Here is a 13,700-nt window from a genome sequence, read left to right as displayed (position 1 = left end):
TCAAACGGTGCTGGGGCCTCGCTTTTGGAATAGTAATGTTTGAGCCTGAACGAACATGGATAAGAGTTTCACTAAAACAATCGAAACTTTTTTACGTGTTGTTAGGATTTGACCTCTTACCCATTGCGTCTTTCGAGAAACTTAACGGAAGGTTAATACCTGCAGATTTGCCGGATCAGAACGTGTGAGTGGATCTATCTGCACCGAGGATCGATCTCCAGCACGTTCCCTGTCAGCTTTCCGGACAGTTCCGAATTCGCCAGGAATTGCACGGCGTGGATCACTGTTCGAAGCACGTCATTTTCGCTTGAAGACGTAGAGTTCACATCGCTGGCGTGTACAGCATTTATCCTCAGCCCGGAACCGAAATATTGCCTAGCAATTGCGGAGGTAGTAGTGCGCAACGCCGCTTGAAGGACGGCTTCTGCTTCCAGCGAGGTCGTCTCTTCGAACCATGCGACGTCCACTACGGCAAGCTCCGCGCCCTGAAGTCGAGAGCTAAAGGCACCTGTAACTCTGATTAGATTGGATACGGCATCAAGCCCCAGATTCGCGCTGGATAGCAATCCCGTTACAGTTTGGGTTGTTTCATTTCTGCGGAAAACTATGTTCACCAGAACGTCGACCCGTCTCCAGCGCAAATACACCTGGTCAGCCATTGAGTTGACGTAAACGTCTCTGTTCGGGTTGACTTTGACCGGTAAAAAATTGTTTCCCTGGCCTTCAGCCAGGGAGGCGAAGTCGGCGGGATTGGCGTCGCCTACGGCGACCCGATAGCCTTTTTCTATAAATGAGCGCGCCAAACAAAGACCAACAGGATTTGACGCGCCTATCAAGACACAGACTTTTTCCCCAGGAGAAATGTTGGCGTCACTGTCACGTTCAACCAGTACCTCGGTCGATGGAGTATGACACGCCTTGTGAGTCAGAGACGCTTGTATCACGCGCCGGTCGCCGCTTCCGGCAGATTAAGAAGGTCGACAATTTGTGCATTTTTGGCCAAGTTTAGCACTTATAACTCCCGGTCCGTCGCTGCGTCTCCCGCGAACAAGCAATGCGCAGGCGATATAGTAAAATTTTTGTCCGACAATCTGTCAATTCCTTTTTGCGATTTTCGGCGGACACATGTCGAGACCGGCGTCATTTTGAGGCCTCATGCCCGCAATGCCGTAAGCATCGGTATTCCGACACCCGGTTGAGTTTGATGTGGTCTTTCCTGTTAATCTTCTCTCGCCGCCACGTTCCGATTTGATCGCGCTTTTCGCGTTCGCGCGGCACAGACAACAGCACGCCTATGGCAGCACAAGCTGTTTGACCATCATCAGGTTTCGTCCTTAAGCTCTTCTTTTGCCCAATCAGACGCCCGGAGTCCGTACCCGCTAAGAAGAGCGCAAAGTCAACTCAATGCGACGAGGCGCGGCTGACGCATTGATATTTGCCGCGACCGCCTCGCTTAGTAGGCCAAAAGAACTCGTCGACGTCTTTGCGTCTCCGAGTGTTGAGCCTGGAGCGTGCCTCTCTTATACGTCATAACCGAAGTATGCTGATGCGCAGGTTAAGAGGACCAGCGTGTGGCGAAATCGTGGGGCCATCCTACAGCACAATCATTTTTCTCCGTGTCGACTCAACGGCCTCCAAGGTCGGTTGGCGTAGGTTCTCTCCCACTCATAGCACTCCCACCCTTCCCGTGACGGGCTGCGATCGAAAGCAGCCCGTCACCCCTCGCCTTGGGAGGCATCTTTAGATTGATTTGCCGTGCGGGAACTCCACTAGAACCGTGGCAGATTTCCCTGATGCTGCCTTGCCTTTGATCAGGAATAGCATTAACGTATATCAGACAATCTGTCAATCTGTTCGAGGCTTGTGGAAGCCAGTCATCGCATCATTAGAGGCTTCCCAACTGCAGCGCTGAAAAACTAGGAGGCCATCTCGAGCGGGAGAACGTGGATGTCGGTGCTGGTGATGATCCGCCATGACGAAAGCCTAGGGAATGAGAGATTCAACCGGCCTCCACAAAGGTCCGAATCGGTCATGTACGCGATCAAAATCGCTCGCACGCCATCCGGTCTCGAGCTTTGAAGGTTTGGAAAACTAGTCCCGGCATGTGCGAGTTGGTGTTCATAGATAGGTTTATATTGGATGACCGAAAGTTTGTTCAGCAAGCCCGATGAAGGGACCTTAGTGAAAGACAACTTTATCGAGGGCTCCGATCCCGAACGTCTTTTGCCTTTGATATCATCGCCCCTGGCGTCCTCTGACCTTGCTCAACACGACAGTAGATCGCTTAACTCTCGCTGCAGTCGAATTTCCCTTGATGGTTTTGGCGTTGCGGATGCCCATCATGAAGAGGCGTTCTCGGTCATGATAGATTCCCCAGTTGACGTCGTAACGGTCTTCCTGCCGGCGTCCGGGAATGCAGTCTTTCATTGGTCTGGGCAACAGGTAGAGTCGCCGCATGTTGCAAATGCTCCGCTGAATGCCCGACAAGATGGCATAAGATCTCAACTGTCATTGACGATCGATACGCAATCCTTGCGTGACAAGCTTTCTCGCATGCTCGATCGGACGATCAGCGGAAATCTGCAAATTCAGCCGACCCTTGATCTTGCATCGAGCGCGGGAACGCTCATGCGAGAACTAGCCCTGTCTGCCCATCGCGGCCTCAGTGCCGGGGGGGCTCTGCGACAATGCCCGTCGGCCTATAGCTCGCTCCTCGACGCGATAGAGTACCTTTTGATCGAAAGCTGTATGCATCGCTATACCGATGAACTTCGTCGTCCGGCTCCGTCTCCCACGCCTCGCCACGTGAAACGGGCAATGGAGTTTATGGAAGAGCATATGGCTCAACCCATTTCCCTTAACGATATCGCCGCTGCGGCCAAGGTCAGCGTGCGGACTTTGCAGCACGGCTTCCGACAATTTCGTAATACCAGCCCCACAATGCACCTCCGAGACTTGCGTATGTGCGCAGCTCGACAGGAACTGCTGCAAAACGGCGCTAAAATCAGCGTTTCGGAAATAGCGCTGAAGTGGGGCTTCACACACCTCGGCCGTTTTGCTGCAGAGTACAAGAGACGTTACGGCGAACTGCCATCTAAAACAGTGCATATGAGCGATGTTCTGCCGCATAGGCGATCTATGTGTGCTTCGCAGGCCTCTCCGCCCGAAAGCTGACCCGGAAATAGCCCTTCGCGATGGCGCTGTGGTTCGCAGCGCTCCACCGGGCTATACCATCGCTGCGCCCTTAATTTTTCGGTCTGTCGCCACAGACGGTCAGCAGCCGAGCGTACAGTGCTTCAAGGTGATTGGTGATTTGGATCATTTGCAGCCGCTCTTGCTCCAGGCGCTGCGACTGTGCATCTTCGTGGCTTTCTAAGTGGGTATCTGTCTTAGCCTGTTGCCCGAAATTGATTGCGATAACTTTGGACATCTTCGAACTCTCGTTGAATTTCGTTAATACTCCGCGTCTTGAAGGAAGACAGTCGCGGAAGGTGAAAAAGCAAAAGTCTGCTAGGCAGCTGCGATGCGTCCTGATTGGTGCCAAACCTTTGCTCAAAACTAAGGAAGCATTCCATCCCTTGTTCAAGCGGAGTGATTCCGTAGCTGAAGGTTGGGTCGAAGTCGCGCCTAAGTCCGAACCGGTTGGATCCGATCGCCGTTGATCGATAGAATGCCAGAGACCTGATCGACGACCGGGCCGATGATACCATCTGCTACCTCAACGACGACAATGGCGCTGTGGCTAGACCGATGGGATTGGTTATCTCGGCAGCAAGCTCTATCACCGGAATGACAGAACCGGCAGATCCCTGAACCGAGAACATGCGTTAGGGGCAGCGGCGTCGCCTCTGCTAACCCCCGGATTTCCGGGATCAACGTCGTCTTCATGCAGAACTGCTGGCTGCCAGATGGAAACCGATAATATCCTGCGATGAATTATGACATGATTCATTAAAACTCTTCCCATTCCTTAGTCGCGACAGCGGCTGTAGTACGTCCGCCGAAGGCGCCGGCAAGCTTCTGGGAGAGGGCACGCGCTGGCGAGGCGGCCGGCTTACCGTTCTGGTGGGCAACACGCCGTACAAAAGTCGAACCGTCGAGCCTGAAGCGCGCAATAAGCCGCGCCAGATTGGAAGCCTCATCCGCCAACCGGTTGGTGGCCGCCGTCGATTCTTCCACCATCGCCGCATTCTGCTGGGTTGTCTGATCCATCTGGTTGACCGCAGTGCTGACTTCCGCCAGCCCGGTCGATTGCTCTCGTGCCGCCGTCGAGATCGTATGAACGTGCTCGTTCACCTTGATCACGTGGCCTCGGATTAGACCAAGGGCATCGCCTGTGGCCGTTACCAGCCTGACCCCAGTTTTGACCTCGTCGCCGGACCGGTTGATCAGCGCCTTGATATCCTTGGCGGCAGTGGCGGAGCGCTGTGCCAGTTCACGCACCTCCTGAGCCACAACGGCGAAACCCTTTCCAGCGTCACCCGCACGCGCCGCCTCGACGCCGGCGTTGAGGGCCAAAAGATTGGTCTGGAAGGCGATCTCGTCAATGACGTTAATGATCTGGCCGATTTCATCCGAGGCCTGCTCGATGCGGCCCATGGCGGCGACCGCGTCTTTGACAACCGCGCTCGACTGCTCGGTGCTTCTGCGTGCCTCATCGACCATATGGCTGGCTTCCGTGGCTCTTTCTGTCGAGCTTTTTACCGCCACCGTGATTTCCTCAAGCGCCGAAGAGGTCTCCTCCAGGGCCGCGGCTTGCTGTTCCGTGCGCTTTGAAAGGTCGCCTGAGGCGATGCGCATCTCGCCGGCTCCGCCGTTGATCGTGTCGACGGCGGAGCGAACCTCGCCTAATACGGATCGAAGGGCTGCCATGGTGGCGTTGACATTACTCTTCAGTTCACCAAAGGCTCCCTGAAACTCGCCGCACATGTTTTCCGTCAGATCCCCATCGGCAAGCGCTGAGATAACTCGGCGAGTTTCGGCGATGCCCCGGTCAACAGAGGTGACCAGTTCGTTGACGCTTCCTGCAAAACGGTCGAGAGCCGCATCGCCGTATTTCTTGGTGATGCGATGGGTGAAGTCACCGGCTACGGCGGCTGACACCACCTCGGCAATGCTCGACTGCAAGTCGGCGCTCTTGGCCTGCAACGCGGCCTCCTGCGCGTTCAGATCGCGGGCCTTGATGCTGTTTTGCTTGAATACCTCAACGGCTCTCGACATCTTGCCGATTTCGTCGGCGCGCATTGCGAAAGGAACCTCAGTGTCGAGATTACCATCTGCCAGTACGCCCATCGTGGTAGTCAACCGCGAGATCGGATCGGTAATCTTCCGGATGCAGTAAAGCAGGGCTATAATGCCCGTCGTAGTTGCCAGCGCCATGGCAAGAATGGTGACCAAAACCGTCGATGAAACGGCGCCCATCGTATTTCCGACGGCCGCGACTCCACCACGCTTGTTAACTGCGACATCCTGGTCAAGGAGCGCTCCGCTATCATTATACAGTTTCGTCGTGGCGTCACTCGTTAGAAGAGCGAATGCTTCATCCTTCTTGCCTGCCTGCATTAGTTTAACAATCCGCTCGCCATCCTCCTGATATTGCGTCCACAAAGCGGAGAACGCGTCATAGGCCTGACGCTCCTCGCCGGATGTCACCATCGGCTCATATTCACCACGGGCATTCGCGAGATCCTCCATCTTCTGGCGGAAGGTGGTGATATTATGCGCAAGGCTCGTCGAATCTGATGAGTTTGTCACCAGCCTGAACTGCAGGATGCGGTAGTCCCCGGTGATCGTATTGATCCGATTTATCACATCGATCGATGGCAGCCAGTTGCTGGCAACTTCGGATATATTGCTCCTAATGGACAGCAGCTTGACGATACTCACGATGCCCTGGCCCGCCGCGAGAAGAGAGAGCAGAACAAATATCAAAGATAAAGCGAGTCTAATGGACTTGGGCATAAAGGCAAACCTTTTAGGTGAGGTGGACGATCGACTTGTCTACTCAAATCTTCCAATTGCCGTTTCATTCATTCGAACGGCAGATCAATCTTGTGGGTCTGTGACATAGCTGAGAATACCTATTGGTTGCGTTGGTTAATGAAGCCTTTCCTGCCCGTCTCGAATGCAAAAAGACGACGTTTTAAGGATAGTCAGGCGTCCAATGGATCGTCCGCGCTTACAAGGAGGATGCAGCCGGCAAAATTTCATTTGGCGCCGTTCGAAGAGCATCATCGTTTTCAGCAACCGAGTTTCGCCCCGCCACGAGCGACCTAGAGCAAGTCCTGCGATCGATGAATCGATTGTGATGTGACGGCGTCCATCGAAGCTGATTCAACTCCACAGAGAAGAGGTGGATGATGGGACAAGCCCTGAGCGATGATCTTCGAATACGGGTTTTGAAAGCGTCTGCGGCGGGCATGTCGGCTCGACAGGCTGCGGCCCGTTTCGGAGTTGGGATTTCGACGGCGATCCGCTGGATTGCAAGAGCGAAAGAGGGTGAGTTAACTGCTCTGCCACAGAGCTGGAGACGACCTTCGGCAGTGGATGCACACGAGGAATTCGTTGTCGCGTTGATCAACGAGCGTAGGGATGTGACGCTCGATGAGATGGTTGAGCGCTTGTCCGTCGAGCGGCAGGTGAAGATCAGCCGCAGCGCACTTGGCGCCTGGCTTCGAGGCCGTGGGTGGACCTTTAAAAAAGACCGCACACGCACTGGAGCAGGACCGACCGGACGTCTGAAGCGCCGGCGCGCCTGGTTCGATGGTCAATTGGACCTCGATCCGGAGAAACTGATCTTCATCGACGAAAGGTAAGCGTCCGGCGAACGCATTTTCGGGTGTCGAGAGATGGAATCTATAGGCCGCGTTTCATCTCATCGGCCATGATGCGGTCGATTATTTCAGGATCGCACTGTGTGTCGATGAGGAACTCGCGGATACCGCCGTCCCACGTCCTGATGTCGGCGAGTAGGCTTTGAAGTTCTTCGATGCCATTCTCGGTCAGACCCTTCGTGCCGTCTTCACTGCCATCGCCGACGTAAACCAGTTCGCCTTCGGAGATGTTGTCCGAGTTTGCGGTCACTTCTTCGATCAGTTCGAGGTTTTCGCCGATCATGCCGGCGACTTGGCTGAGTGTGTAGATGAACCTCGAGCGCGCCATCAGGCGGCCTCGCATCGAGCTTTTGCCGGCGTCCAGTTCCAAGGCAGGAGGTCTTCAATTCGGTCTTCGGGGTGATCCTGGATCCGGGTCAGGACATCCGTCAGATAGACCTCTGGATTATGGCCTTGCAGTTTGACCGTCTCGATGATGGTGAGGATGTTGGCGATGCGCTCGCCGCCCTTGTCCGAGCCGGCAAACAGCCAGTTCTTCCTTCCAATTCCAAGCGGACGCATGGCTCGTTCAGCGATGTTGTTGTCGATTTCGACACGGCCATCGTCGATGTAGACGCTCAAGGCTGCCCATCGCGACAGGGCATATCGCATCGCCTCGGCCAGCCTCTGCTTCTGAGGCAAAGTCGAGAGTGTCGCCTCGATCCAGGCCTTGAGTTCGTCCAGAACAGGCCGGGCATGGTGTTGGCGCAGGGTGCGCCGCTCGTCAGCCGACATGCCTCGGATACGGTTCTCGATATCGTAGAGAGCGCCGATGCGTGACAGCGCTTCCTCAGCGATCGGAGACGGCTTGAGCTTTATCACATCATGGAACTTGCGGCGCACATGCGCCATGCAGGCGGCTTCAATGATCTGGTTGCCATAGAGCTTCTTGTAACCCCCGTAGCCGTCGGCATGCATGACGCCGCTGAAGCTTGCCAGGTGATCAGCCGGATGTGCGCCCCTGCGGTCGGGGCTGTAGTAATAGGCAATGGCTGCGGGAGTGGCGGATTGATAGCCACTGCCGTCAAAGATGTAGACCCAGACCCTGCCGGTTTTTGTCTTGCCCCGCCCGGGGTCGAGAACATCGACCGGGGTATCGTCCGTATGTATTCGGTCGAGTGCGGCGATATGGGCCCTGATTAACAGGACAAGTGGTGTCAGCAATGCAGATACCCGGCCGACCCAGTCGGCCATTACGGATCGGGAGATGTCTATCCCCAACCGGTCGTACATCTCTGACAGGCGGTAGAGGGGAATGTGATCGTCGAATTTGGCGATCATGATGTGGGCGAGCAGCCCCGGCCCGGGTTTGCCGCGCTCGATCGGCAAGGTCGGCATCTCGCCAGCCACTGTCGTATCGCATTCCCTGCAGATCATGCGCTTCTCGACATGCCGGACAATCTTGACCGACGCCGGCACGTGCTCCAGCACCTGGACCACTCTGTCGGCCGCCTTCAGGAACGAAGTGCCACCGCAGGTCGGGCAATTGCAGGGAGCTGCATAGACCAGTTCTTCGGTGGTGAGATCATCGGGTAGAGGCTTGCGCTTCGGCTTCTCGGATGCGTCGTCCAACTCCGGCAGAGGCGGTTTCCCGGAGCGCTGTTCAGCCTCGGCCCGGGAGGCCTCGATCTCCTCCAACATCAGCTCGAATTGCTCGATCTTCCTGTCGATCTTTTCCGAAGACGCGCCATGTTGCCGATGTCGGAGAAGCTCCAGTTGCGCGCGAAGAAGCCCGATTATGGAGTCTCGCTTGATGACCTCGGCTTCCTGGCTCTCAAGTTTTGCCGCCTGTTCCGCGACGAGTGCGCGCAAAGTATTGAGCTCGTCCTGACTGTCCAGCGGCGCTGTTTCCATATCCGCGAAACTAGCCGATTTGCCTCTGACGCACCAGCGTTAAGCTTCCCATGCCCCTGCAAAATATAGCTTTTATCCCGTTCGGCCGGGAGCGGAAGTCCACGCCGGGCGTCGCCAATCGATCCCCTCAACGAGCATCGAAAGCTGCGCCTGCGTCAGGTGCGCTACACCCTCTTTCGCCGTCGGCCAGGGAAAGTATCCGCGCTCCAAAATCTTGTAGAACAGACAGAACCCCTGGCCATCCCACCAAAGCAGCTTGATCCGGTCCGCGCGTTTTCCGCGAAAGCCGAAGATTGCGCCCGAGCCCGGTGCCTCCCTCACGACCGTCTCCACCAGCGCGGACAGACCATCAATGCCACGCCGCATATCGGTCACTCCGCAGGCCAGATAGACCCTCACATTCCCCGATGGGCCGATCATACCGCCTCCACGCAAGCGACGAGCGGGCCAAGCAGCTTCAACTCAACGTCAACCGCAACCTTCAAGCTCCGACCGTTTCGAAGCAAGATCTCAACGATCGTCGGCCTTGTTGATGCGGTAGACGGCTGGCTTACGCCAACCTCCTCCGTGATTTCCACCGGGAGGAACACCGTCGGCCGATCGGCATAGTTGAATGATTGCCGCCACAAGCGGATCTGGCCCGGATGAATGTCGTGCCGGCGCGCCACATCGCCAATGCGAGCACCGGGCTCATCAGCTTCCGCAAGTATCCTCAGCTTCGCCTCGTCCGACCAACGCCGTCTGCGCTCGGTACCGGACATGATCTCTATGCGAGCCATGAAACCTCTTCGTTCTGGTATTAATGTCAGCACTAATGCTGGTTCTAATGCCAGAACATCGCCTGATTTGGCCGATCAGCAAAAACAGCTCACCGTACGCTCACGACGAAAGTGTGCTGCAGAGGCACGGAAGGAGTTCAGTGTGAGCTAACCCCGTAACGTGAAGCTGCGTGAATGATGGAGGATGGCCCTCCGGGATCGGCTTTCAGGAGCGGGTCTTAAACCAGTCCGAGCTGCTGCGGTAAAGAGCCGTGGTGGTGAGCGCCGGATGAAAAGTTCGGACGAGATCCGAGCAGGTGCGTGTCCGAAAGACGAACGAAAGTGAACCCTCCGAAGACGCGCCGTTATGAATATAAGCGTCGTCGAAACCAGGACTGTTTCGTCATCCTGGGACAAGTCCGCCGGGTGCCTGATGATTGGGCGGGCGGCGACCGGCGTAGAGGGGGCGTGTTGGACACAGGCTTTCACCCGGAACTGCAGGAACCAGGCTCCTGATGCCAAGGGAGAAGCCCAAGCGGAGAAACCGTAAGGCGAGAGTACCGATGCAGGAGACTGGGGCGGACCGATCCGTATGAGCGTTGAGGGCCCTGTAATGGGGCCGGAGCAAAGGGATCGGATCAGGTGGTCGTATTGTTTGGAACAACTGGAAACAGGATGACTCGATAGGTACGACAGACAAGCCGTTTCGGATTGAGAAGCGGCAAGTGTACGAAGCTTACAAAGCGGTCAAAGCCAACCGTGGTGCAGCCGGGTGGACGGTGAGACCCTGGAGATGTTTGACAAAGACCTTGCGAGAAATCTCTACAAGATCTGGAATCGGCGGTCAGTGATCGGATCGCGCAGATGGTGGTCAAGCAGATGATTGATCCGGAATCCGACATCAAAGCTGTTCGACAATCTTCCGCATGATCTCTTGCTGAAGACGGTCAGAAAAGACGTTAAATGCAACTGGGCTCTGCTCTACATCGAAAGATGGTTGACCGCGCCTATGGAAAAGAACGGAGAAGTCATTGAGCGGATGCGTGGTACCCCGCAAGGGGGCGTGGTCAGCCCGATCCTATCGAATCTCTTCCTGCATTACGCGTTTGACGTCTGGATGACCCGGACGCATCCGGATCTACCATAAAGGCCTGGCGCCGGCGAAGATCGGCGGCTACGTCAAACCGACACTGAGGGTGCGGCCGCCGACAACTACACCTTGACGCGTCGCTGGTTGACGCGAATGGCTTTCGCTTGACCCTCCACGCTGGCACGTGCAGCATCGTCGGCCTGATCGATTTCAGGACGAACGCGTGCATCGATCGGGTGGTGATCATGCTCCTGCTCAGGACTCCGATACGTTGAAACGACAACGCCACGGTGCAACAGCTCGTTCATGTCGTGTTACCTCTTCGAAGGATACAAGCTATCTGGGAAAGACTTACCTTGTAGGGCATTGGCGGAAGGATCGACAATCGAAAAGACAGGCAGAAATCTCGTCTGCAAGGCCGGCCCCAGAAGGGGTCGGAAGGGAAGATCCGTAGGACAGCTCCCGCGAAACCTCTAGAAAAGTCCAGCCTTTTGAGACCTCGCAACCGGCGGAGAGGATGTTGCTGTCCTGCCTCTATTCAACAGACCTCTCCCCCTTTAAGTTCAGTCGGCGAGCGACCCTTGGGCGATCGCTATGCGCCGATCCCGCCCATGCAGACGTATTTCATGGATAAGAAGTCATCCATTCCGTACTTTGAGCCCTCTCGGCCGAAGCCGGATTGCTTGACTCCGCCGAATGGCGCTAATTCGGTGGAAATCAGACCCGTGTTCACGCCAACCATGCCGTATTCCAGCGCCTCTGTGACCTTCCAAACGTTCCTGAGGTCGTTGGCGAAAAAGTAGGCTGCCAAGCCGAATTCCGTATCGTTCGCGAGTTCGATGACTTCCTCGACAGTATCGAACTTGAACACCGGAGCCAGAGGCGCGAAGGTTTCCTCACGCGCAACCTTCATATCCTTTGTGGCACCCGAGAGAAGCGTTGGTTGGACGAACGTGCCTCCGCGAGCATCGCGGTCACCACCAACCACGACAGTCGCACCCTTGGTCACAGCGTCATCGATATGACCATAGAGCTTTGCTACCGCTTCATCGTTGATCAACGGGCCGATCGTCGCCCCGCTCTCAAACCCGTCAAGAACCTGCAAGGCACTCACGCGCATTGCCAGCTTCTCGACGAACCTGTCATGGATCCCGCTCTGTACGTAAATACGGTTCGCGCACACGCAGGTCTGACCCGCGTTACGAAACTTAGAAAGCATAGCCCCCTCGACCGCCTGGTCGAGATCTGCATCGTCGAAAACGATAAACGGCGCATTGCCGCCGAGTTCCAGGCTCAGCTTCATGATCTTCTGGGCGCCTTGCGCCATCAAGATACGGCCAACTTCGGTCGAACCGGTGAAGGTCAGTTTCTTGACGACCGGGTTGGAGCAGACCTCCTCGCCAAACATTCTTGCATTATCCGTCGGGAGGACGCTGAACAAGCCATCGGGTATTCCGGCACGCTCCGCGAGGATCGCCAATGCAAGCGCCGATAACGGAGTCTCGGCAGCAGGCTTGAATACGATCGCGCAGCCGGACGCGAGCGCCGGCGCGATCTTGCGGCACACCATCGCCGACGGAAAGTTCCAAGGAGCGATGGCGGCCACAACGCCAACCGGCTGCTTGATGACAAGCAGTCGCTTGTCGGCCTGGTGACCTGGAATGGTGTCACCATAGACACGCTTGGCTTCCTCACCGAACCATTCGATGTAGGAAGCGCCGTAAGCAATCTCGCCACGCGCTTCCGCCAGTGGCTTGCCCATTTCCGATGTCAGAATTACGGCCAGGTCTTCAGCGTTAGCTACCACCTCTTCGTAGAACTTCCGCATGATCAGCGAGCGTTCCTTCGCCGAAACCTTAGCCCACTTCTTCTGTGCAGCCTTTGCAGCATCGATAGAGGCTCGCACTTCAGCAAGGCCAGCGCTAGGCAAAGAGGCAAGGACGTCCATCGTGGAGGGGTTTAGCACGTTGATGCGTGTGCCGTTTACCCCTTCGCTCGACCACTTTCCTCCAACCAGCATCTGCTCGCGAACGAGAGTCTGGTCCTTTAAACGGCCTAGCAGGGTGCTGGAGATTGCCATGGATCTTCCTTTCTATGCATTGATCATATCTGATTTCGAATGTGTGGTGACCGTGCGTATATCGCGACCATCGGAACGATGAGCAGACCGACGACAGCCTGCTGCGCCGGAAAGTTCAGTCCGAGGCCAACTAGAAGCGAGGTCAGTACAGTCAGGACAAGAACACCGAGCACTGTCGCGCCATAGCCGCCCGCCCCACCAAGAAGCGACGTCCCTCCAATCACCACCGCTGCTACGGTGGTGAAAAGATAAGGGTCGCCCACGCCGACGAAGCCACCACCGGAAAACCCTAGTAGCAGCATGCCCGTGATTGCAGACATGGCACCGCTGACGCTATGGATGACGGTCCAGACCTTGAATTCGGAGATTCCGAGGCGGGCGGCCGCCGTCCGGCTTCCGCCGACGGCGTAAATGCTGCGGCCAAACCAGGTGTTGTACATGAACCATCCAAGCGCGATGGCGACGATAGCCCAGATCACGATGACCGGAGGCAGCGACAGGCCGAAAAACTTTCCGTTGAACGCCGAAATGTTCCTCAGCCATTCGGGTACCGGAGCAAACACTGTACCACCAAACGCCGAGCCGAGTGAGGTGTAGATCTGGACCGCACCGACGGCCGCGAAGCCAACTCCGAGCGACATGATCAGCGCTTGCCCTTGGAGACGGAAGCTCAGGGCGCCATTGGCGGCCCCGACAAGCGCACCGAGGAGCATGACAACCAGCATCGCGAGGGGAGCGGGAATACCTGCGACCATAAGGCTGGGAAGGAGGATGTTCGCGCCTCCAATAATATATGGTATCGAAAGATCGAGCGCACCGACCAGAGCGCACAGGGTCTGGCCAATGGAGGCAAGCCCCAGAAACGCTGCGAGAAGAAGGATTGAACGCGCGTTTTGGGATGATACGAAGCCGGGGACCAGCAATGCACCGAGTGCTAAGAGAGAGGCCAGAAGAACAAAGCCAATGACGATGCTCCGATGAGCCTTGAGCGGGTTAGACTTCTGAGCCGATTTGATTTCGGAATTCATAACTGTCGCGACCATTAT

Annotated in this window: 11 protein-coding genes and 2 pseudogenes; 3 read left to right on the top strand and 10 right to left on the bottom strand. The window is 56.2% G+C overall.

Annotated features, from left to right (window positions below; translation table 11 throughout):
* Window positions 1-194 precede the first annotated feature (194 nt).
* Window positions 195-944: an SDR family oxidoreductase gene (locus AMK02_RS23945; protein WP_016737426.1), complete on the bottom strand. Its 750-nt coding sequence runs from the start codon at window positions 942-944 to the stop codon at window positions 195-197.
* A gap of 1,195 nt (window positions 945-2,139) precedes the next feature.
* On the opposite strand from AMK02_RS23945, the gene AMK02_RS30530 reads away from it, so the two are divergent.
* Window positions 2,140-3,174, top strand: coding sequence for an AraC family transcriptional regulator (locus tag AMK02_RS30530; RefSeq protein ID WP_016737424.1), 1,035 nt, complete (start codon window positions 2,140-2,142; stop codon window positions 3,172-3,174).
* A gap of 70 nt (window positions 3,175-3,244) precedes the next feature.
* Here the strand turns inward: AMK02_RS30530 and AMK02_RS23935 are convergent, their stop codons facing one another.
* Both AMK02_RS23935 and AMK02_RS23930 read right to left on the bottom strand, forming a co-directional pair.
* Window positions 3,245-3,430, bottom strand: a complete 186-nt coding sequence (locus AMK02_RS23935) for a hypothetical protein (RefSeq protein WP_004673279.1) — start codon at window positions 3,428-3,430, stop codon at window positions 3,245-3,247.
* A gap of 521 nt (window positions 3,431-3,951) precedes the next feature.
* Window positions 3,952-5,961 carry a HAMP domain-containing methyl-accepting chemotaxis protein gene (locus AMK02_RS23930; RefSeq protein ID WP_004673275.1) on the bottom strand — a complete coding sequence of 670 codons (2,010 nt, stop codon included), beginning with the start codon at window positions 5,959-5,961 and terminating at the stop codon, window positions 3,952-3,954.
* Between the two features lie 398 nt (window positions 5,962-6,359).
* Between AMK02_RS23930 and AMK02_RS23925 the strand changes: the two are divergent.
* Window positions 6,360-6,809: pseudogene (locus AMK02_RS23925) on the top strand (helix-turn-helix domain-containing protein); the annotation flags it as partial.
* A gap of 46 nt (window positions 6,810-6,855) precedes the next feature.
* On the opposite strand, the gene AMK02_RS32615 reads toward AMK02_RS23925, so the two are convergent.
* The 4 genes from AMK02_RS32615 to tnpA all read right to left on the bottom strand — a co-directional run bounded on the left by AMK02_RS32615 (window position 6,856) and on the right by tnpA (window position 9,505).
* The gene (locus AMK02_RS32615; RefSeq protein ID WP_009996984.1) at window positions 6,856-7,161 is read right to left on the bottom strand and encodes a hypothetical protein; all 306 of its coding nucleotides are present in this window, start codon (window positions 7,159-7,161) and stop codon (window positions 6,856-6,858) included.
* Window positions 7,161-8,726, bottom strand: a complete 1,566-nt coding sequence (locus AMK02_RS23915) for an IS66-like element ISRel19 family transposase (protein ID WP_009996985.1) — start codon at window positions 8,724-8,726, stop codon at window positions 7,161-7,163. The genes AMK02_RS32615 and AMK02_RS23915 overlap by 1 nt, the downstream gene beginning before the upstream one ends.
* A gap of 72 nt (window positions 8,727-8,798) precedes the next feature.
* Window positions 8,799-9,146 (bottom strand): IS66 family insertion sequence element accessory protein TnpB, encoded by a 348-nt coding sequence (gene tnpB / locus AMK02_RS23910; protein ID WP_009996986.1) that lies wholly within the window; start codon window positions 9,144-9,146, stop codon window positions 8,799-8,801.
* Window positions 9,143-9,505 carry an IS66-like element accessory protein TnpA gene (gene tnpA, locus AMK02_RS23905; RefSeq protein ID WP_009996987.1) on the bottom strand — a complete coding sequence of 121 codons (363 nt, stop codon included), beginning with the start codon at window positions 9,503-9,505 and terminating at the stop codon, window positions 9,143-9,145. The genes tnpB and tnpA overlap by 4 nt, the downstream gene beginning before the upstream one ends.
* Window positions 9,506-10,083: 578 nt before the next feature.
* On the opposite strand from tnpA, the pseudogene AMK02_RS30520 reads away from it, so the two are divergent.
* Window positions 10,084-10,628: pseudogene (locus AMK02_RS30520) on the top strand (reverse transcriptase domain-containing protein); the annotation flags it as partial.
* A gap of 68 nt (window positions 10,629-10,696) precedes the next feature.
* Here AMK02_RS30520 and AMK02_RS30515 read toward each other — a convergent pair.
* The 3 genes from AMK02_RS30515 to AMK02_RS23890 all read right to left on the bottom strand — a co-directional run bounded on the left by AMK02_RS30515 (window position 10,697) and on the right by AMK02_RS23890 (window position 13,697).
* Entirely contained in the window at window positions 10,697-10,882 is a 186-nt protein-coding gene (locus tag AMK02_RS30515; RefSeq protein WP_004668636.1) for a hypothetical protein, read from the bottom strand.
* A gap of 284 nt (window positions 10,883-11,166) precedes the next feature.
* Window positions 11,167-12,654, bottom strand: coding sequence for an NAD-dependent succinate-semialdehyde dehydrogenase (locus tag AMK02_RS23895; RefSeq protein WP_008534338.1), 1,488 nt, complete (start codon window positions 12,652-12,654; stop codon window positions 11,167-11,169).
* A gap of 23 nt (window positions 12,655-12,677) precedes the next feature.
* Window positions 12,678-13,697, bottom strand: a complete 1,020-nt coding sequence (locus AMK02_RS23890; RefSeq protein ID WP_004668632.1) for an ABC transporter permease — start codon at window positions 13,695-13,697, stop codon at window positions 12,678-12,680.
* Window positions 13,698-13,700 lie beyond the last annotated feature (3 nt).

The organism is Rhizobium sp. N731, from assembly GCF_001664145.1.
GTDB classification, from domain to species: Bacteria; Pseudomonadota; Alphaproteobacteria; order Rhizobiales; family Rhizobiaceae; genus Rhizobium; species Rhizobium esperanzae.
The sequence above is the reverse complement of the archived record's forward strand: the minus strand, read 5'-3'. Positions and strand labels throughout refer to the sequence as shown.